General features: G+C 71.3%; 15 protein-coding genes. 8 read left to right on the top strand and 7 right to left on the bottom strand.

Features of this window, described 5'->3' with window-relative positions:
• Window positions 1-6 precede the first annotated feature (6 nt).
• The 7 genes from I4Q42_RS04165 (at window position 7) to I4Q42_RS04135 (ending at window position 9,395) form a co-directional block, all read left to right on the top strand.
• On the top strand, window positions 7-2,472 hold the full coding sequence (locus tag I4Q42_RS04165) for a VirB4 family type IV secretion/conjugal transfer ATPase (protein WP_198574805.1): 2,466 nt from the start codon (window positions 7-9) through the stop codon (window positions 2,470-2,472).
• Window positions 2,469-3,638 (top strand): type IV secretion system protein, encoded by a 1,170-nt coding sequence (locus I4Q42_RS04160; protein WP_198574804.1) that lies wholly within the window; start codon window positions 2,469-2,471, stop codon window positions 3,636-3,638. Before I4Q42_RS04165 ends, I4Q42_RS04160 begins: the two co-directional genes overlap by 4 nt.
• Window positions 3,635-4,453 (top strand): TrbG/VirB9 family P-type conjugative transfer protein, encoded by an 819-nt coding sequence (locus tag I4Q42_RS04155; protein ID WP_198574803.1) that lies wholly within the window; start codon window positions 3,635-3,637, stop codon window positions 4,451-4,453. The genes I4Q42_RS04160 and I4Q42_RS04155 overlap by 4 nt, the downstream gene beginning before the upstream one ends.
• Window positions 4,443-5,510 (top strand): TrbI/VirB10 family protein, encoded by a 1,068-nt coding sequence (locus I4Q42_RS04150; protein WP_198574802.1) that lies wholly within the window; start codon window positions 4,443-4,445, stop codon window positions 5,508-5,510. Before I4Q42_RS04155 ends, I4Q42_RS04150 begins: the two co-directional genes overlap by 11 nt.
• Window positions 5,507-6,499 carry a P-type DNA transfer ATPase VirB11 gene (gene virB11, locus I4Q42_RS04145; RefSeq protein WP_198574801.1) on the top strand — a complete coding sequence of 331 codons (993 nt, stop codon included), beginning with the start codon at window positions 5,507-5,509 and terminating at the stop codon, window positions 6,497-6,499. The genes I4Q42_RS04150 and virB11 overlap by 4 nt, the downstream gene beginning before the upstream one ends.
• A 122-nt stretch (window positions 6,500-6,621) precedes the next feature.
• The gene (locus I4Q42_RS04140; RefSeq protein ID WP_198574800.1) at window positions 6,622-7,356 is read left to right on the top strand and encodes a response regulator; all 735 of its coding nucleotides are present in this window, start codon (window positions 6,622-6,624) and stop codon (window positions 7,354-7,356) included.
• The gene (locus I4Q42_RS04135; protein ID WP_198574799.1) at window positions 7,353-9,395 is read left to right on the top strand and encodes an ATP-binding protein; all 2,043 of its coding nucleotides are present in this window, start codon (window positions 7,353-7,355) and stop codon (window positions 9,393-9,395) included. Before I4Q42_RS04140 ends, I4Q42_RS04135 begins: the two co-directional genes overlap by 4 nt.
• Before the next feature lie 868 nt (window positions 9,396-10,263).
• Here the strand turns inward: I4Q42_RS04135 and I4Q42_RS04130 are convergent.
• On the bottom strand, window positions 10,264-13,032 hold the full coding sequence (locus tag I4Q42_RS04130) for an exo-rhamnogalacturonan lyase family protein (RefSeq protein ID WP_198574798.1): 2,769 nt from the start codon (window positions 13,030-13,032) through the stop codon (window positions 10,264-10,266).
• Between the two features lie 116 nt (window positions 13,033-13,148).
• On the bottom strand, window positions 13,149-14,294 hold the full coding sequence (locus I4Q42_RS04125) for a pyridoxal phosphate-dependent aminotransferase (RefSeq protein WP_198574797.1): 1,146 nt from the start codon (window positions 14,292-14,294) through the stop codon (window positions 13,149-13,151).
• Between the two features lie 89 nt (window positions 14,295-14,383).
• Between I4Q42_RS04125 and ybaK the strand changes: the two genes are divergently transcribed.
• Window positions 14,384-14,857: a Cys-tRNA(Pro) deacylase gene (gene ybaK, locus I4Q42_RS04120; protein WP_198574796.1), complete on the top strand. Its 474-nt coding sequence runs from the start codon at window positions 14,384-14,386 to the stop codon at window positions 14,855-14,857.
• 80 nt (window positions 14,858-14,937) lie between these two features.
• On the opposite strand, the gene I4Q42_RS04115 is transcribed toward ybaK, so the two are convergent.
• From I4Q42_RS04115 to I4Q42_RS04095, 5 genes are all read right to left on the bottom strand, one after another.
• Entirely contained in the window at window positions 14,938-15,612 is a 675-nt protein-coding gene (locus I4Q42_RS04115; RefSeq protein WP_198574795.1) for a hypothetical protein, read from the bottom strand.
• Between the two features lie 61 nt (window positions 15,613-15,673).
• Window positions 15,674-16,702, bottom strand: coding sequence for a tRNA dihydrouridine(20/20a) synthase DusA (gene dusA / locus I4Q42_RS04110; protein ID WP_198574794.1), 1,029 nt, complete (start codon window positions 16,700-16,702; stop codon window positions 15,674-15,676).
• Between the two features lie 189 nt (window positions 16,703-16,891).
• Window positions 16,892-17,317 carry a nuclear transport factor 2 family protein gene (locus I4Q42_RS04105; protein WP_198574793.1) on the bottom strand — a complete coding sequence of 142 codons (426 nt, stop codon included), beginning with the start codon at window positions 17,315-17,317 and terminating at the stop codon, window positions 16,892-16,894.
• A 94-nt stretch (window positions 17,318-17,411) separates the two neighbouring features.
• Window positions 17,412-17,708, bottom strand: coding sequence for a putative quinol monooxygenase (locus tag I4Q42_RS04100; RefSeq protein ID WP_198574792.1), 297 nt, complete (start codon window positions 17,706-17,708; stop codon window positions 17,412-17,414).
• Between the two features lie 4 nt (window positions 17,709-17,712).
• Window positions 17,713-18,090 (bottom strand): MmcQ/YjbR family DNA-binding protein, encoded by a 378-nt coding sequence (locus I4Q42_RS04095; protein WP_198574791.1) that lies wholly within the window; start codon window positions 18,088-18,090, stop codon window positions 17,713-17,715.
• Between the last annotated feature and the right edge of the window lie 88 nt (window positions 18,091-18,178).

The raw sequence follows: 18,178 nt of genomic DNA, 5'->3' as shown, positions 1-18,178 counted from the left end.
CTGGCCATGACCCGCGAAAAGCCCCGCTGGACCGGTTTCGCCGCCTGGACGCAAGGCGAGCAGCGCGCCGGCGACCGCCTGCCCTATGACGGCCTGATCGACGAGCGCACGGTGCGCCTGCGCGACGGGTCGCTGATGCAGGTGCTGCACCTGGAAGGCTTCGCCTTCGAGACCGCCGACACCGACGAGCTGAACCATCGCCAGGCCCTGCGCGAGGCGGCGCTGCGGGCGATCGGCGGCTCTCGCTTCGTGGTCCGTCATCACATCCTGCGCCGGCGGGTGCAGGCGGGACTGACGGCCAGCTTCTCCGATCCGGTCTGCCGGATGATCGACCAGCGCTGGCAGGCGCGGATGGCCGGCCGCAGCCTGTTCGTCAACGACCTGTTCCTGACCATCCTGCACCGTCCGGCGCGGGGCAAGGCGGGCCTGGTGGACCGCGCCGCCCGCCTGCTGAACGCCGGCATGGGCGACACCGCCCGCCAGGCGCAGGAGGCCCGCGACCTACGCGACCTCGACGCCGCCCGCGAGGCCCTGAACGCCGCCCTGCAGGCCTACGGCCCCAAGGTGCTGGCCAGCTATGAGACCCCGGCCGGGCGCTGCTCGGAGCCGCTGGAGTTCCTGTCGGCCCTGTTCAACGGCGAGCTGCGGCCGATGCTGTGGCCGGCCGGCGACGTCGGCCAGCACCTGCCCTATCGCCGGGTCAGCTTCGGCCTCGACGCCCTGGAGCGCTCGGACGTCGGCGAGGGCAAGGACTATTCTGCGATCCTGTCGCTGAAGGACTACCCGCCCCACGCCACGCCGGGGATGCTGGACGCCCTGCTTCGCCTGCCCTTCGAGATGACCCTGTCGGAGAGCTTCGCCTTCGTCGACCGGCAGATCGGGCTCGAGCGGGTCGACACCGCCCTGCGCCGCTTCCGCGCTGCCGACGACGATGGCGCGAGCCTGCGCCAGGGCCTGGTGGAGGCCAAGGACGACCTGTCCTCCGGCCGCTCGGCCCTGGGCGAGCACCAGATGAGCCTGCTGGTCCGCGCGCCGGACCTGGCCAGCCTGAACGGCGCGGCGGCCGCCTGCCAGTCCACCCTGGCCGATCTCGGCGCCGTAGCCGTGCGCGAGGACCTGGGCCTGGAGCCGGCGTTCTGGGCGCAGTTCCCCGGCAACGAAGCCTATGGCGCGCGCCGGGCGCTGATCTCGACCGGGGCCTTCGCCAGCCTGGCGTCGCTGCACAGCTTCCCCACCGGCCGCGCCAAGGGCGTGCACTGGGGCCAGGCGATCACCGTGCTCGAGACCACCTCGGCCACGCCCTATTTCTTCAACTTCCACGCCGCCGACCTCGGCAACTTTACGGTCATCGGCCCGTCGGGCTCGGGCAAGACGGTGGTGATGAACTTCCTGGCCGCCCAGGCCCAGAAGGTGCGGCCGCGCACCGTGATCTTCGACAAGGATCGCGGGGCCGAGATCTTCGTGCGGGCCATCGGCGGCGGCTATGCGGTGTTGCGGCCGGGCGAGCCCACCGGCTTCAACCCGCTGCAACTGCCCGACAGCCCGGTCAACCGCGCCTTCCTGCGCGACTGGATCGCCCGCCTGGCCTGCGCTCCGGGCGAAACCCTGACGCCGGACGAGGCGGCGCTGGTCGCAGCGGCCGTCGACGCCAACTACGATCAGGATCCGGCCTTCCGCCGCCTGCGCTATTTCCGCGAACTGCTGGGCGGTCGCCGCCGGCCCTCGCCCGGCGATCTGGCCGCGCGCCTGGCGCCGTGGTGCGGCGAGGGTCCGCACGCCTGGCTGTTCGACAACGAGGCAGACCGCCTGGATCTCGACGCCAAGGTGCTCGGCTTCGACATGACCCAGCTGCTGGACTCTCCCGTCCTACGCACGCCGGCGATGATGTACCTGTTCCATCGCGTCGAGGAGCGTCTGGACGGCGAACCGACCATGATCCTGGTCGACGAGGGCTGGAAGGCCCTGGACGATCCGGTGTTCGCCGCCCGCATCCGCGACTGGATGAAGACCCTGCGCAAGCGCAACGCCATCCTGGGTTTCGGCACCCAGAGCGCCCGCGACGCGCTGGAGAGCCAGGTCTCGACGGCGATCATCGAGCAGGCCGCCACCCAGATCTTCATGCCCAATCCCCGGGCCCAGGCGGAAGACTACGCCGACGGCTTCGGCCTGACCGAGCACGAGCTGGACCTTGTCCGCGCCCTGCCCGCCCACGCCCGCTGCTTCCTGGTCAAGCACGGCGCCCACAGCGTGGTGGCTCGGCTGGACCTGTCGGACATGCCCGAGATCGTCACCGTGCTGTCCGGTCGCGAGACCACGGTGAGGCGCCTGGACGATCTGCGCCGGCGGCTGGGCGACCATCCGGCTTTCTGGTGGCCGGAGCTGACCGGAACGCCCTATCCGGGTCCGACGCCGGTGGCTGTCATCGCCGCCGCCAGCGAGGACGTCATCCCGCTGCGGAGCGCCGTCTCGTGAGCGCCTGCCCCGCCCTGCTGACCGGCGACGGCGGCCTGGCCCAGGGCATGGCCGGGCTGGACTGCCAGCTGAACCTGGCCGTGACCTCCGGCTATGGCCGCCTGTTCGGAAGTGGCGGCGCGTTCGGCGCGACGCTGACAGGCCTGCTGACGATCTATGTCGCCTTCGTCGCCTTTGGCCTGATCACCGGCCGCACGCGCCTTGGCCTGGCGACCCTGACGCCGCGCATGCTGGCCCTGGCGCTGGTTTTGACCTTCGCCACCGCCTGGCCGGCCTATCAGGCGATGGTCTATGGCCTGCTGACCGGCGGACCCGATCAGATCGCCGCCGCCCTGCTGGGCGCGCCGCATGGCGCGACGCGGGCCTTCGCGGCGCGTCTGGACCTGGTGTTCGAGCAGGTGGCGGATCTGGCCAAGAGCCTGTCCGAGGCCGGGCCCGCCAACGACCCGCAGGTGCAGACCGCCGTGAAGCTGACCTGGGCCGCCGCCCTGATGCTGCTGGTCAGCACGGCGGGCCTGTTGATCGTCGCCCGCATCGTGCTGGCCGTGCTGCTGGCCCTGGGTCCGGTGTTCGTGGTGCTGGCGCTGTTTCCCCGCACCCGCGGCCTGTTCGAAGGCTGGCTGAAGACCGCCTGCGCCCTGGCCTTCACGCCGATGCTGCTGACTTTGGGCGGGGCCGGCGTGCTGGCGGCCCTGGGCCCGGTGATCACCGCCATCGGCGAGGACCCGGCCGCCGCCATCGCCGAGAGCCGGCCGATCCTGACCCTGTTCCTCGGCGCGACCATCTATGTGCTGCTGCTGGTCGCCCTGGCCTGGGCGGCGGCCAACATCACCCGCGGCTGGCGGCCATTCGGCGGCGCGGCCGAAGCGGCCCCTAATCCGAGCGTTACGCCGCAAGCCGTCGCCGGCGCCGCCCTGGCCGGAGCGGACGGACGGCCGGCCTTGGACGCCCGCACCGCCGCCGTGGTCGCCGCCGTCTCCGCATCGCCGATCGCCTCGCGCCAGACCAACGTCGATCGTCGCACGGCGATCGCCCCGCCGCCCGCGACTCCCGCCCCGCAAGTCTCTCCCCGCCGCGCCGCCGCCCGCCCCCGCACCGAGGGACTGGGCCAGCGCCATCGGCCCTCTACCGCCGCATCCCCTCTGTCCGCGAACCCTGGCTCATGAGAACCCTCCTGCCGGCGCTCCTTGCCGCCCTCGCCCCGCTCGCCGCCGCCCAAGCCGATAGCCGCATCCGTTTCGTCGACTATGACGACGCGGTCGTGGTGCGGGTCGACGGCTGCTTCGGCTTCCAGACCATGATCGAGTTCGCCCCCGGCGAGCGGATCGAGAACGTCGGCCTGGGCGACGCCGCCCAATGGCTGGTCGCGCCCAACAAGCGGGCCGACATGCTGTTCGTGAAGCCGGCCTATCGCACCAGCCACAGCAACATGACGGTCTCGACCGACAAGCGCCGCTACAGCTTCGAACTGGTCGCCAGGCCGACGGCGGCCTGCGCCAAGGGTCAGGTGGTCTACGATCTGCGCTTCCGCTACGCGGCCGATCCCGCCGCCGACCTGGCCGGCGCGGCGCCCGCCCCGCCCGTTGCCACCGAGCCCGCCATGCCGCCGCCCGAGCAGCGCAACGCCGCCTACACCTTCACCGGCGCGGCCGAGACCGTGCCGATGCGAGTGTTCGACAACGGCCAGGCGACCTTCTTCCGCTGGTCGGAGGGGACCACGACCCCGGCCGTCTACGCCGTGGCGGCCGACAAGTCCGAGAGCCTGGTCAGCTTCACTTCGCAAGGCGACTGGCTGGTGGCCAGCCAGGTGGCGCCGGCCTTCGTGCTGCGGCGGGGCAACGCGGTGGCGGTGCTGCACAACGACGCCTACCAGACCCCCGCGCTGGACGCCGCCTCGCCGCAGCCGCGGGCCGAACCGGCACAGAAGCGCTCGCGGCTGGCGCTGTTCTCCTCGCGCAAGGACAAGTCCGATGTTCGCTGAAGCCTCCGGACACGATCCGCGACGCCGGCTTTCGGCCGACGACCTGAAGCTGGCCTCGACGACCGCCGCCCCGGACGTCGCCCGCCCGGCTTCCGCCGCCGACGGCCTGGGCTTGGCGGCCGGGGTGGTCGCGGCCCTGGCCCTGGGCGGGGTGACCCTGGTGACGCTGAACGCCAAGCGCACCGCGCCGCCGGCAAAGCCCGAAGCCGCGCCTGTCGCCACGGCGCCCGCGACGCCGGCTGCGCCCCAGCCCGTGGTCCTGGCCGCAGCGCCGCCACCGCCCGTTCCCGCGCCCCAGGTCGCGCCAGCCCCGCCGCCGCCGACCGGGGTCGATCCGAACCAGTCGCGGGCCGGACCGATGGTGATCGACAATACGGCCACCGAGGCCGCCGCCCCACGTGTCTTGGGCGGCCTCGCCGCCTCGACCGCGCCGCAGGGCCAGCTCAGCGCCGACGAGCAGTTCGCGCTGCGGGCCGGAAACGACGCCCCGCCTAGCGCCCGCGCCTCCAGCCTCGCCGATCCGGCCGGCACCGTCGTGCAGGGCGCGATCATCCCAGCGGTGCTGGAGACGGCGCTGAACTCCGACCTGCCCGGCTATGCCCGCGCCATCGTCAGCCGCGACGTGCGGGGCTTCGACGGCTCGCGGGTGCTGATCCCGCGTGGCAGCCGGCTGATCGGCCAGTACAAGAGCGGCGTCGCCACCGGCCAGAGCCGGGCCTTCGTGGTCTGGACCCGGCTGATCCGTCCCGACGGCGTCTCGGTGCAGCTGGCCTCGCCGGTGACCGACGAGAGCGGCCAGGCCGGGATCGGCGGCAAGGTCGACAGGCACTTCGCCCAGAGGTTCGGGGCGGCGATCCTGCTGTCGGTGGTCTCGGGCGCGGCCTCGTCCCTGGGCCACGGATCGTCGAGCACGGTGGTCATCGGTTCCAGCGGCGATGCGTCCAGCGCGGCCGGCCAGGCCTTGCAGACCGACGGCAAGATCTCGCCGACCATACGCGTGGCCCAGGGGACGCCCGTGCAGGTGTTCGTCGCCCGCGACCTGGAGTTCGGCCGATGAGCGAGGCGGCGGTCCTGCCGCTGCAGGACGTCTATCTGCGCACCTATCTGGCCCCGTTCGCGCCGTGGCTGGCGCGCGGCGACGTCTCGGAGATCCTGGTCAACCGGCCCGGCGAGCTGTGGATCGAGACCGCCGGGGCGCCGAGCATGGAGCGCGTGCTGGTCCCTGAGATCGACGACCGGCTGATGGAGCGGCTGGCGACCCAGGTGGCCCGCTGGACCTTCCAGGGCGTCAATCGGCAAAGCCCCCTGCTGGCCGCCACCCTGCCCGGCGGCGAGCGGTTGCAGATGGTCGGACCGCCGGCGACGCGGGCCGGCTGGGCCCTGGCCATTCGCCGCCACCGCTTGGCCGACCTCGACCTGGAGGCCTTCCGCAAGGGTCCGCTGCCGCCGCCGATCGCACCGCCCTCGCCCCAGGCGCTGGACGAGGCCGCGCGGCAGGATCCGATCGACTTCCTGCGCGAGGCCGTCGCGCAGCGGCGGACGATCCTGATCTCGGGCGGCACCTCGTCGGGCAAGACGACCTTTCTCAACGCCCTGCTGCGCACGGCGCCGGTCGAGGACCGCATCGTGCTGGTCGAGGACGCGCCAGAGCTGGCGCTGTCGCAGCCCAACGCGTTGGGCCTGGTGGCCGTGAAGGGCGACGAGGGCGAGGCCCGGGTCGATGTCGACGACCTGCTGCAGGCGGCCCTGCGGCTGCGGCCCGACCGGATCATCCTGGGCGAGATGCGCGGCCGCGAGGCGGCGACGTTCCTGCGGGCGATCAACACCGGCCATCCCGGCTCGCTGAGCACGGTGCACGCCAGCACGCCGCGGGGCGCCCTGGAGCAGATCGCCCTCATGACGATGCAGGCAGGCCTGGCCCTCTCGCGGCGCGAGACCATCGAGTACGTTTCGACGATGGTCGACGTGGTCGTGCAGCTGGGCCGAATCGGCGGCGAGCGGCGGGTCCTCGACATCCTGACGCTCAACTGCGGCGCGGAACGATGAATCGGCCTCTCGCGACAGTCGCAAACACTACCCCTGCGCGACGTCGTGACGCGCAGAGAGGGCCGCTTACGGGTCCTCAACCTATGACTCGGAGCCTTTCGCTGTGTCATAGTCGCGACAAGATGACCCCCGACGCCTCGATCACCGAGACCGCGACCGTCCTCCTGGTGGAAGACGACGACATCCTCCGCCGCGAGATGGCCGGCTATCTCGGCGCCCAGGGCTATGCCGTGCGTCAGGCCTCGACGGTCGGCGCGGCCCGCGAGGTGCTGGACGCTCGCGCCGTCGACGTGGTGGTGCTGGACGTCAACCTGCCCGGCGAGGACGGCCTGTCGCTGTGCCGCCAGCTGGCGCGGGGCGACGGCCCGGCCATCCTGATGCTCAGCGCCATGGGCGAGCCGGTCGACCGGATCCTGGGCCTGGAGCTCGGGGCCGACGACTATGTGGTCAAGCCGATCCCGCCCCGCGAGCTGCTGGCCCGAGTCAAGGCCCTGCTGCGCCGGCGCAGCGCCGCCGGCCCGCCCGGCAAGAACCCCAAGCGCAACACCTACGCCTTCGCCGGCTTCCGGCTGGACCTGTCGGCCCGCCAACTGACCGCGCCGGGCGGCACCCTGCTGCTGCTGACGCGGGGCGAGCTGGCGATCCTGTCGCTGCTGCTCGACAACGCCCGCTCGGTGGTGTCGCGCGAGGACCTGCTGACCGTGATCCGCGGCGAGGCCGCCGAGACCGTCGGCCGGGGCGTCGACCTGCACATCAGCCGCCTGCGCCGCAAGATCGAGGCCCAGTGCGACCAGGAACTGATCAAGACCTATCGCGGCGTGGGCTATGTGCTCGACGCCAAGGTGGTGGTGGAGTGACCCGCCTGATCGCCTCATTGCGTCGCCCCAGCGCCCCGATCGCCTTGCAGATCGTCGCCCTGCTGGTGGCCAGCCTGGTCGTGGCCCAGCTGGCGACCCTGGCGCTGACCCTGCTGCTGCCGCCCAAGCCGCCGGCCCAGCACAGCCTGGCCGACATCGCCGCGGCCCTGAAGGGCGGCCCGATCGACGCCAGCGAGACCCGTCCCCTGGTGCGCACGGTCGAGGACGAGCCGCCGTCGCTGTCGAGCCCCGGCTGGGTGGCGTCGGAGAAGTCGAGCGCCGATCTGGCGCGGATGCTGAACGCTGATCCCGACGACGTGCGCCTGCTGTTCTACGCCCCGCCGCCGTTCGCCGGGGCCGGCGCCAGCGGCCGTCGCACCGAGGCGCCCTCGCCCCTGGCTCTGCTGCTGACGACGGAGGCCCATGCGCAGGTCCCCGCCCCCGGCGGCCGGATGATGACGCCGCCCGGCGGCGGCATGATGGGCCAGCCGTCGGTCGGCCCCGGCTCGGTCGGCTTTCCGGTCAGCGCCGCCCAGAACAATCCGGCCATGTGGCGCGCCGCCCGCGCGGCCCTGTCCGACAGCCGCTCCGACTATCGTCCGGGCGGAGCGGTCGGCCCGGCCGGCGCCGCGCGCTACGGCCAGCCGCAGCAGCGCTTTCCCGGCACGGGCGTCGGCGGCCAGCCGCCCGGCGGCGTCATCGGCGGCCCGCCGCGCGCCGCCCAGCGCCTGCAACCGCGCTTCGCCACCGATCCGCTGTTCTCCGCCCCGTTCCGCTCGTCGAGCTTCACGATCGGCGTGCCCCAGGCGGCCGAGCCGATCCAGGCCCTGCCGCCCGAAACGACCGGTGACGACGAGGCGCCGGTGACCACCCACACCGTGGCCGCCGCCCCCGCCCTGACCCCGCGCGCCACGCCGGCCAGCGAGGCCGTCGCCGCCCCGCCGCGCCTGGCTTCCGCCGCTCCGGCCAAGCCGGCCGCCAAGCCGCAGCCGCAGGGCCGTCCGCTGGCCGCCCCGGTGGCTCGCGGCCTCTTCGGCCTGGCGCCCGCGCCCTATATCGAGGGCGACTTCGTGGCCGCCGTGCGGGTCGGCGACGACCGCTGGGTGACCTTGCAGCCCAAGCCGGAAGGCTTCCCCAACAGCTGGCAGCGCCGGGTGCTGCTGTGGTTCCTGGTCTCGTTCGCCGTGGTCGGCCCGATCGGCTACATCTTCGCCCGCCGCCTGGCCGCGCCCCTGGCCGGCTTCGCCGACGCCGCCGAGGCCCTGGGCCGCGACCCGTCCTCGCCGGTGCTGGCCGCCGACGGTCCGGCCGAGGTCGGCCGCGCCGCCCGCGCCTTCAACCAGATGCAGGCTCGCCTGACCCGGTTCATCAACGACCGCACGGCGATGATCGGGGCCATCTCGCACGACCTGCGCACGCCGCTGACCCGCATGCGCTTCCGGCTGGAACGCGCCACCCCCGCCCTGCGCCGCGAAATCGGCCAGGACATCGACCAGATGGAGGCGATGATCAATTCGGTGCTGGCCTTCATGCGCGAGAACGCCGAGGCCGGCCCTCGCCAGCATGTCGACCTGCGCTCGCTGCTCGAATGCGTGGTCGACGACGCCGAGGTCACCGGCGGCGACGTGGCGCTGGAGCCGGGCCAGACCCCGCAGGTCGAGATCGACGTGCTGGGCCTGCAACGGGTGTTCACCAACCTCGTCGACAACGCCGTCAAGTACGGCGACGCCGCCCGCGTCAGCCTCTATGTCGACGGCGACGAGGCGGTGGCCGAGATCCGCGACCGCGGCCCCGGCATGAGCGAGGACGAACTGAAGCGCGTCTTCACCCCCTTCTACCGCAGCGTCGCGGCCCGCACCTCGACCAAGCAGGGGGTCGGGCTGGGCCTGGCCACCTCGCGCTCCACGGTCCGCGCCCACGGCGGCGACATCCGGCTGGCCAATGTCGAGGGCGGCCTGATGGCCCAGGTACGCCTGCCGCTGGCGGCTCAGCGCGGCGGCTCGCAGACGGAACCGCCGGTGCCGCTGGCGGCTGAATGATTCTTCTCCCCTTGCGGGAGAAGGTGGCGCCGACAGGCGTCGGATGAGGGGTCTCTCAGAGGGGAGACGCTTCGCCCGGCCTAGCCGCTACACGCAGCTTTGAGTTTTGAGAGACCCCTCACCCGACCTGCTTCGCAGGCCACCCTCTCCCGCAAGGGGAGAGGAAACGGGTGGGCGATCTCACGCGCGATTGCGCTGAGGTGATGGAGAGGGCGCGGGGCGTCCGGGCTGCGCCCGGATGTGTGAGTTTTGAACACCGTTTCGACGAAGCTCTGACGCCCCGCGCGATCGTTGAACCTCAGGCCGGGGCGCGCGGGCCTCTTCCGCCCTGTGCCCCTTCCCCATGCAATGCGCCCCGTTTCTTGGCGGCCAGGCGTGCATGCGGCGCGGACCCTCGGACGGGCGGGAGGCCAGTGTCGGCAGCCTCCCGATGGACGGGTTTACGTCCCCCATCCTCATTTAAGCCGTTCGGCCCTGCTCACGCAGCTCCGGCGGCCCCGCTCGATCGCATCGCCGTCGCACGCTTCGGGCCGGATCCTTGCGCCCTCTCCCTGCGACGGGACAGCTGTGATTATGCGGGCGGTTTCGACGCGTCTGATAAGTTCGGGTGATAAAGTTGCAGGGCGTTGATTTGGCTGGGGTTCGGTCGCGCCGCGACGGGGATGGACGTTCGCCAATCCCCGTCCGACGTGGGTTTTCCTTCTCCCATAGGGAGAAGGTGGCGCGAAGCGCCGGATGAGGGGTTAGGGACCGAAGACGGCGTGCCGGCACGCCGGTTGAGGGCGTAACCCCTCACCCTCCCAGGCTATCGCCTGGGCCCCTCCCTCTCCCTATGGGAGAGGGAAAGAGCGCAAGCGCTTCGCAACGATCAGAACGTGTCCTTGCCGAGGTCCTGACCGCGCGCCTTGGGCGCGGGGAGGTTGGCGCGGGCGGCCTCCAGGGCGTCGCCGACCAGGGCGAGGTTCTGGATGGCGGCCAGGCCCCATTGCGAGGAGGCGTTGGTCGAGACGCGGGGGATCTCGATGATCGGCTCGATGACGGCCGGGCCGTCGATGCGGCGCTCGGTGGCGACAGCGCCGATGCCCAGGCCGGCGTCGCCGCTGAAGAACTCCTGCCAGGCGCGCTGGGCCAGGGCCGGATCCTTGCGCTGGACGGCGGCGTAGGCGGTCAGGCGCGAATGGCCTTCCTTGAGGTTGCGGCCCTTGGCCGGCGCGCCGGTCTTGGCCCGGAACTCCGCGTCGGGGGCGTTGTAGAACTGGCAATAGTCGAGCCAGGCGTTGCGGTAGGCTGGATGATCCTCGATCAGCTGGAACAGCTCGGCGTGGGTCTCGACCGCGCCGAACACGGCGTTGAGGTGCGAGACGCTGACGGTCTCGCCCTTGCCCAGGAACTTGCCGGTCTTGAGGTCGAAGTCCGCGCCGCCGGCGAACCACTGCTGCTTCATGGCCGCGATGCTGTCCATGCCGGCGGTGATGCGGTCGCGCCAGCGCTTGTCGCCGGTGCGCTCCCACTCGGTCAGCCAGGCGGCGGCCAGGGCGCTCCAGCTGGTGCCGAAGCCCATGTCGACGGCGCCTTCCGGACGCGACTGGGGGGCGCCGGGCAGCTTGCGGCTGATGTCGACGCGGGTCAGGCTCTCGTCCGAGCCGACCAGGTCGTGCATCAGGTCGCCGACCCGCTCGTCGGCGGTCAGGTAGTAGTAGTAGCGGCGATAGGCGGCGTTGGAGACGCGGGGCTGCTTGGAGCTGTCGGCCCAGTGCTGGACGCCGTGGCGGGTGCCCAGCCCCTTGTAGGGGCCAAGGTGGCAGACATCGACCTCGCCCGTGTGGCGGGTCATGGCCTCGGCCAGGCGGAAGACGTCGGCCCGGCCCGAGCGCACGAAGGACAGCCATAGCCACAGGTCCGGCGACAGCTCGGAATTGGCCCAGGCGAAGCCGCCGATGTCATAGCGCCAGACGTGACGGTCGCTGTCATAGGTGTGCATGACGTCGCCGTGGTTCCAGAAGCCGTACCAGCGGCGCTGCTCGACGTCCTTCATGTAGAAGGCCAGCAGGCCGTCGTTCTGGTCCTCGATGACCCGGCGGGTCGGGGTGGAGCGGTCGACCGGGCTCCAAAGGCCGAACACCTGGGCGGCCTTCAGGCGGGCGGGCGTGGCGACCAGGCGCGGGGTCTCGCGCAGCCGGCCGGCCATGGCCGCGAAGTCCTGGCGCGAGGGCGTGGTCGGCAGGGCCCAGAGGGTGATCTCGTTGGTGCGGGCGATGCCCAGCGGGCGGCCCCAGTTCTTTTCGTAGTCCTCGTAGGTGATCTCCAGCCCTTCACGCTCGGCGGCGTGGTCGGTCATGCCCAGGCCGTCGTGGTAGAAGCGCAGGTCCATGGCCGGCGCGTCGGGCGACCACAGCCAGACGGTGAACTCGGCCGCGTCGGTCTGGGCGTGGCGGATGTCGAGACGCGTGGGGCAGCGCTTCCAGAAGTCGGTCAGGGCGAAGGCGACGCCGCCGCTGGCCCCGCCGATATAGCCAAGGCCCGTGGCCCGGCCGCTGGTGACGGCGTCGATCCAGCCGTGGCCGGCCTTGGTGCGCTTCTTGATCGAGAAGCCGTCGGAATTGGGCTGGCTGAGGGTGAAGTCGCCCCAGGCCGGGATCAGGTCCAGGCGCTTGGAGACGGTCGGGGCCATGCCCTCGAGGCCCGGGGTCTTTTGGCCGGCGACCTGGGCGTCGCGCCAGGCCTTGCCGGGATCGCGGCGCAGGCCGGTCAGCGGCCGGATCCCCTCGCCCCACACCCCGTCGCCCTCGCCCGAGAAGCGGACATGGCGGTCGTAGAGGGCGTCGGTCAGCGGCGCCTTGCCGACAAGGCCCAGGCCCCGGATGAAGTCGCGGTTCTCGTCGCCGTCGAAAACGAAGCTGTGCATGATCCGCAGCGAGCGGGCGCCGGCATAGACGTAGAGGCGCAGGGTGAAGGGCAGCCAGGCGCGGTCGCCCTGGCAGTGCTTGCCTTCCAGCTTCACCACCGCGCGGACCGGGCCTTTCTGCTCGACGACCAGGCTTGTGACCTCGCCCTCGAAGCGGGTCTCGGTGACGGGGCCGTCATCGAAGTCGGGCTTGTCCTGGGTCAGGGCCACCAGACACACGTCGCGCAGGGTCTCGCGGCCGGCCACGGTGGCGCGGGCGATGACGACGGGGCCCTTGCGGGGGATCAGCCAGGACTGCTCGCCGGCGACGATCTCGACGGCGTCGGGCGTCTCGCGCACCGAGACGGCGCCGGTCGGGGCGACGGGCTTGCCGGGCGTAACCTTGAGGAACGGCGTCCGGCCGGCGTCGGCGGGGATGGCGTGGCCGGTCCACTTCAGCGAACCGTCGGGCCAGTAGGCCAGCGGCCAGGTCTGGACGGGCACGATCTGACCGTCTGAGCTGCTCAGGGTGAAGCTCGCCTTGGCCTTCTGGGTCCCGCGCGGCCAGGGCAGGCCGAAGGTCTGGCCCTCGTGGGCGGCGGGCGGAACGGTGTCGAGCCAGCGGACGCCGTCAGCGTCGAGGCCGACCGGCGCGGTCTGGGGCGCGGCCTGGGCGGCCTGGACGGCCGCGGGGGCCATGGCGCCGGCCAGGGCGGCCGTGCGCAGGAAATCGCGGCGGTTGAAAGGATCCATGGCGGTGCGCCCTCCCGTACCGGGGGCGGTCGAGACGCCGCGCGAGTGGATACTCCCCCACCCTTCAACACCGGAACGAGCGAAGGTTTATTCTCACATAATGGATAGTCAATGCATTATTTGGAATATGCCGGTTGAGCCGCGAACCACGGCGTGATGCGCTCAAGAGCCTCCCTGACCTCCGCCGTCGAGACCGCGAAGCTGAAGCGGATGAAGTGTCGCCCGTCGACCGGGTCGAAATCGAGGCCGGGCGCGGTGGCCACGCCCGTGTCGCGCAGCAGGCGCTGGCAGAAGGCCAGGCTGTCGTCGGTGAGATGGCCGACATCGGCCCAGATGTAGAAGGCCCCGTCCGGCGGGGCGATGGCGTTCAGACCCAGGGCCGGCAGGGCGTCGAGCAGCAGCTGGCGGTTGGCGCGATAGACGGCGACGTGGCCTTCCAGCTCCTCGCGGGCGTCAATGGCGGCCAGGCCCGCGTGCTGGCTGAGCGAGGGCGCGGTCAGGAACAGGTTGCCGACGAAGGCCCGGGCGCGGGCCACCAGATCGGCCGGCGCGACCAGCCAGCCCAGCCGCCAGCCGACCATGCTGAAGTACTTGGAGAAGCTGTTGACGATCAGGGCCGACGGCTCGAACTCCAGCATCGAGTGGGTCGGGCCGACGTAGGACAGGCCGTGATAGATCTCGTCGGAGACGATGCGGATGCCCCGCGCGCGGCAGACCTCCGCAATGGCCGCGAGTTCGTCGGGCGGGATGATGGTGCCGGTCGGGTTGGCCGGGCTGGCGATGATCACGCCGGCCGGAGCGGGATCGAGCGCGGCCAGGGCGGCGGCGGTCAGCTGGTAGCGGCTCTCCGGACCGCAGGCGATCTCGACCGGGGTCAGATGCAGGGCCTTCAGGCTGTTGCGGTAGGCCACATAGCCCGGCCGGGCCAGGGCGACGCGGTCGCCGGGCGAGAAGGCGCTGGACAGGGCCAGCACCAGGGCCGGCGAGGCGCCGCAGGTCAGGATCACCTGCTCGGCCTCGATGGCGACGCCGTAGGTCTCCTGGTAAAGGCGGGCGATGCGGGCCTTGAGCGCCGGGCTCTCCCAATAGCCCATGCCGTCGCTGTCGAGCACCTGGTGGGCGCGGGCGATGGCGGGCGCGGGGGCGCCGGTCGAGGGCTGGCCGAACTCCATGTGGATGATCGAGGCGCCCTCCCCCTTCAGCTGATGCGCCAGGCGGCTGATGCCTATGGCGTGGAAGGGTTCGATCTCGGCGCGGGTCATCTGAGGCGAGTCCGTCGGAAAACAGGGGCCGACTGCTAGACGGGTTTTGCGGTTTGCGCCATCAACCGCGGCAGTTGGAGGGAGTTCCGATGTCCAAGAGCACGCCCGCGACCCTGGCGCTTTCCAAGGCCGGCGTCGCCTTCGAGGTGGCGACCTACGACTATGACCCCAATGCCGAGCGCGTGGGCCTGCAGGCCGCCGAGGCCCTGGGCGTGGAACCGGGCCGGGTGCTCAAGACCCTGATGGCGCAGGTCGACGGCAAGCCGGTCTGCGTGATCGTGCCGTCCGACCGCGAGGTCAGCATGAAGAAGCTGGCGGCGGCCTTCGGCGGCAAGGCGGCGGCGATGATGAAGCCGGCCGACGCCGAGCGCCTGACCGGCTTCAAGGTGGGCGGGGTCAGCCCGTTCGGCCAACGCAAGAAGGTGCCGACCGCCATCGAGGACGAGGCCTTCGGGCTGGACCGGGTGTTCATCAACGGCGGCCAGCGGGGCCTGCAGGTGCTGCTGGCCCCGGCGGACGCGATGGCCGCGGCGGGGGCGATCCGGGCGGCGCTGGTGGCTTAGAGGGGGCGACACACCTGCCCTCCTCAAGAGGTCATCGCCCGACTTGTTGGGGCGATGACTTCTGTGTGGGGGAAAGCGGCCTAGAACCGGTAGGTCAGGCCGATCTGGGCCACCGGGAAGTACTTGAAGTCCTTGGCGTCGTCGCGAACCTCGGCTTCTTCCTCGCGCAGGCGCTGCTGGAAGGTCGGGTCGTTCGACAGGGTGCCGCCCGAGGCGGTCAGGTCGACCTTGGGGCTGTCGCTGAACGACACGCCGCCCAGGACGCGGAAGCCCCAGCCGCCGTCGCCGCTGAAGGTGTTGTCCCAGCCCAGGCCGACGAAGGGCTGGGCGTCCGACAGCTCGACGTGGCCGCTGATCGTGCCGATCTGGGCCGGGGTGAAGGTCGCGCCGCCGATCTCGGTGTTCTCGGTCGGGGCGCCCGACAGGTCCAGCTTGCGCTTGCCGAAATAGCTGCCGCCCGAGACGAAGAACCCGCCCTGCATCGGGTGCCAGTCGAGGAACACGCCGCCGGTCTTGGAGGTGATGTTGCCCTTGTAGGCGACGCCGCTGTAGGTCTCGTCGTGGTCGTAGTCGAGCCAGTCGCCGCCGCCGCGGACCACGAAGCTGTCGTTCAGGCGATATTGGGCTTCGATACCGGCGCCGGGCGTGCCGATGTTGCCGCCGACGGCGAAGTTGCCGCCTTCCTGGGCGTGAGCGCCGCCGGCCGCCGCCAGCAGGGCCGCGCCGAGGCTCGCAACAAAAATCCGCGTTTTCATATCCGAGTTCCCTTCCAGTCTCTGGCGGCAAACTCGTCGAAAGGCGTCAAGGTTCCGTGACCTAGCTGGCGGCTGGTGCGATCGCGCTTTCCGGCGTGGTCTCGAGCGCCCTGGATTCGCGCTCGTCGACCGCCCGGCGGACGGCGGCCAGGGCCTTATCGACCACCTCCAGCCCCGCCCCGTCGGCGACGCCCTCGACGGTGAGGATCCGCCGCCAGGCCCGCGCGCCGGGCAGGCCGTGGAACAGGCCCAGCATGTGGCGGGTGATCCCCGCCAGCCGCCAGCCGTCGGTCAGGGCCTGGGCGATATAGGGCCGGTAGCGCTCGACCGCCTCGAAGGCCGTGACGTCCGGAACGTCGAGGCCGAACACCCGGCGATCGACCTCGCCCAGCAGGCCGGCCTCGTGATAGGCCGCGCGGCCCAGCATGACGCTGTCGACGTGCTGCAGGTGCTCCAGCGCCGCGTCGACGTCGGGCACGCCGCCGTTGATGGCGATGAACAGGTTCGGGCGTTCGCGCTTGAGCCGATAGACCAGCGGATAGTCGAGCGGCGGCACGTCGCGGTTTTCCTTCGGCGACAGGCCCTGCAGCCAGGCCTTGCGGGCGTGGACGACGAAGCTGGTGACGCCTGCGGCGGCGCACTTGTCCACCAGGGTGAACAGCGCCTCCTCCGGATCCTGGTCGTCGACGCCGATGCGGCACTTGACCGTGACCGGAACCTTCACCGCAGCCCCCATGGCGGCCATGCACTCGGCCACCAGGTCGGGCTCGCGCATCAGGCAGGCCCCGAACCGGCCGCTCTGCACGCGGTCGGAGGGGCAGCCGACATTGAGGTTGATCTCGTCGTAGCCGTAGTCCTCGCCGATGCGCGCGGCGGCGGCGAGGTCGGCCGGCTCCGATCCGCCCAGCTGCAACGCCACTGGATGCTGGTCGCTGGTATAGCCCAGCAGACGCTCACGATCGCCGTTCAGCACCGCGCCGGTGGTGACCATTTCCGAATAGAGCAGGGTCTGCGACGACAGCACGCGGTGCAGCGACCGGCAGTGCCGGTCACTCCAATCCATCATCGGGGCAACGGAGAATTTCGTCATAAGGCTTTGATTTCAATGAATTCCCAGCAAAGGCAAGCAGACTGGAGCTGCAGCGGCTTCGCAAGATTTTCAAGGACTTAGCGGAATCTCGCCGGCAATGACATGGCGAAAATCGCCGCTCCAGGCGCGCGTTTCACCTGCCAGCGCACAGGCCGGGAGCCCCAGTCCGGAGGTGCGTGACGGATCTGGCTAGGCCGGCTTGCCCAGCAGCGCCTTCAGGCCGGGGCCGGCCTTGGCGGCCATCGCCTCGCCCAGCGCCACGGCGGCGTTGGCGGGGCGGATCATCACCTCGAACTCGGTGATCCTGCCGGCGTCGTCGAAGGAGATGATGTCTATGCCCTTGAACATCTTGTCGCCGAGCCGGGCGCTGAATTCGAGGACGACGGCCTCATGGCCCTCGGACCAGAACGCGCGGTGATAGGCGAAGTCCTCGAACAGGGTGTTGACGGTCGCGATGATGTGCACCAGCGCCTCGACGCCGGGATAGGGCGTGAAGAAGGCCGGCGAGCGGAACACCACGGTCTGCGCCGCCAGCGGCCGCAGGCGGTCGAACTCGCGCTTTTCCAGAAGATCGTGCCAGGTTTCGAGCGTCTTCAGCGCCTGCGCCTTGGCCATGTTCCCTACCCCTGCTTGTTGGTGATCACCGCGCTCTCTGGCCGGACGCGCTGACATTAGAACCGGCGCGACCGCCGTCAACGCAACGGCGGGTTCAGCCCAGGTCGGCCGGATCAAGCACCAGCGCCGTGCGTTCGGCCAGGTCGCCGATCCGCGCCAGATAGGCGGCGAAATGCGGGCTGGCGCGATGGGCGGCGACGGCGTCGTCGTCGACATAGAGTTCGTCGAGAACGAAGCGGGTCGGGTCGGCCTGGTCGCGCCAGACGTCCCAGCGCAGGTTGCCCGGTTCGGCCCGGCAGGCGGCGGCCATGCCCAGGAGAAGCGCCTCGAGCGCCGCACCCTTGCTGGGCCGGGCGGCGAGCACAGCGACGATCTTGATACCCGCGCTCATCGGATCATCCCGCGGTCTTGGCCGCGCCGAGCACCGCGCCGCGGCCCCTGGCCGGACGGGCGCGAGCGGCCTTGGCGTAGGCCTCGCGGAAGGCGGCGGCCAGGATGTAGGCCATGGCGTCCTCGTCGATCCCCTTCAGCCAGACCAGGGTCACGCCGGAATTGCGCGGCCGCCGCGGCTCGATCGACACAGCTTCGCTGAGCGCCAGGGCCGCGACCTGGTCCCTGGGGCTGAGCTTGACCACCGCCCAACCGGCCTCTGGCCAGCCCAATGTCGCAAAGGCGCGGCTCCCGACCCGAAACTGGGTGGTGTCGAGCACGCGGCGCACCTGCACGGCGGCGCCGAGCCGTAAGGCCAAGGTCGAAAAGGCCTCTGGGGTCATGGAAGATCCTCGCGTGACGCGACGCCCTTCTCATCCCGAGTCGCCGCCTGATGGCAAAGGACCATCGCGCTGCGTCAGGATCGGACGC

It is taken from the genome of Caulobacter hibisci (assembly GCF_016135805.1).
GTDB classification, from domain to species: domain Bacteria; phylum Pseudomonadota; class Alphaproteobacteria; order Caulobacterales; family Caulobacteraceae; genus Caulobacter; species Caulobacter hibisci.
Note: the sequence above shows the minus strand (reverse complement) of the source record. Positions and strands in the feature narration are given on the sequence as shown.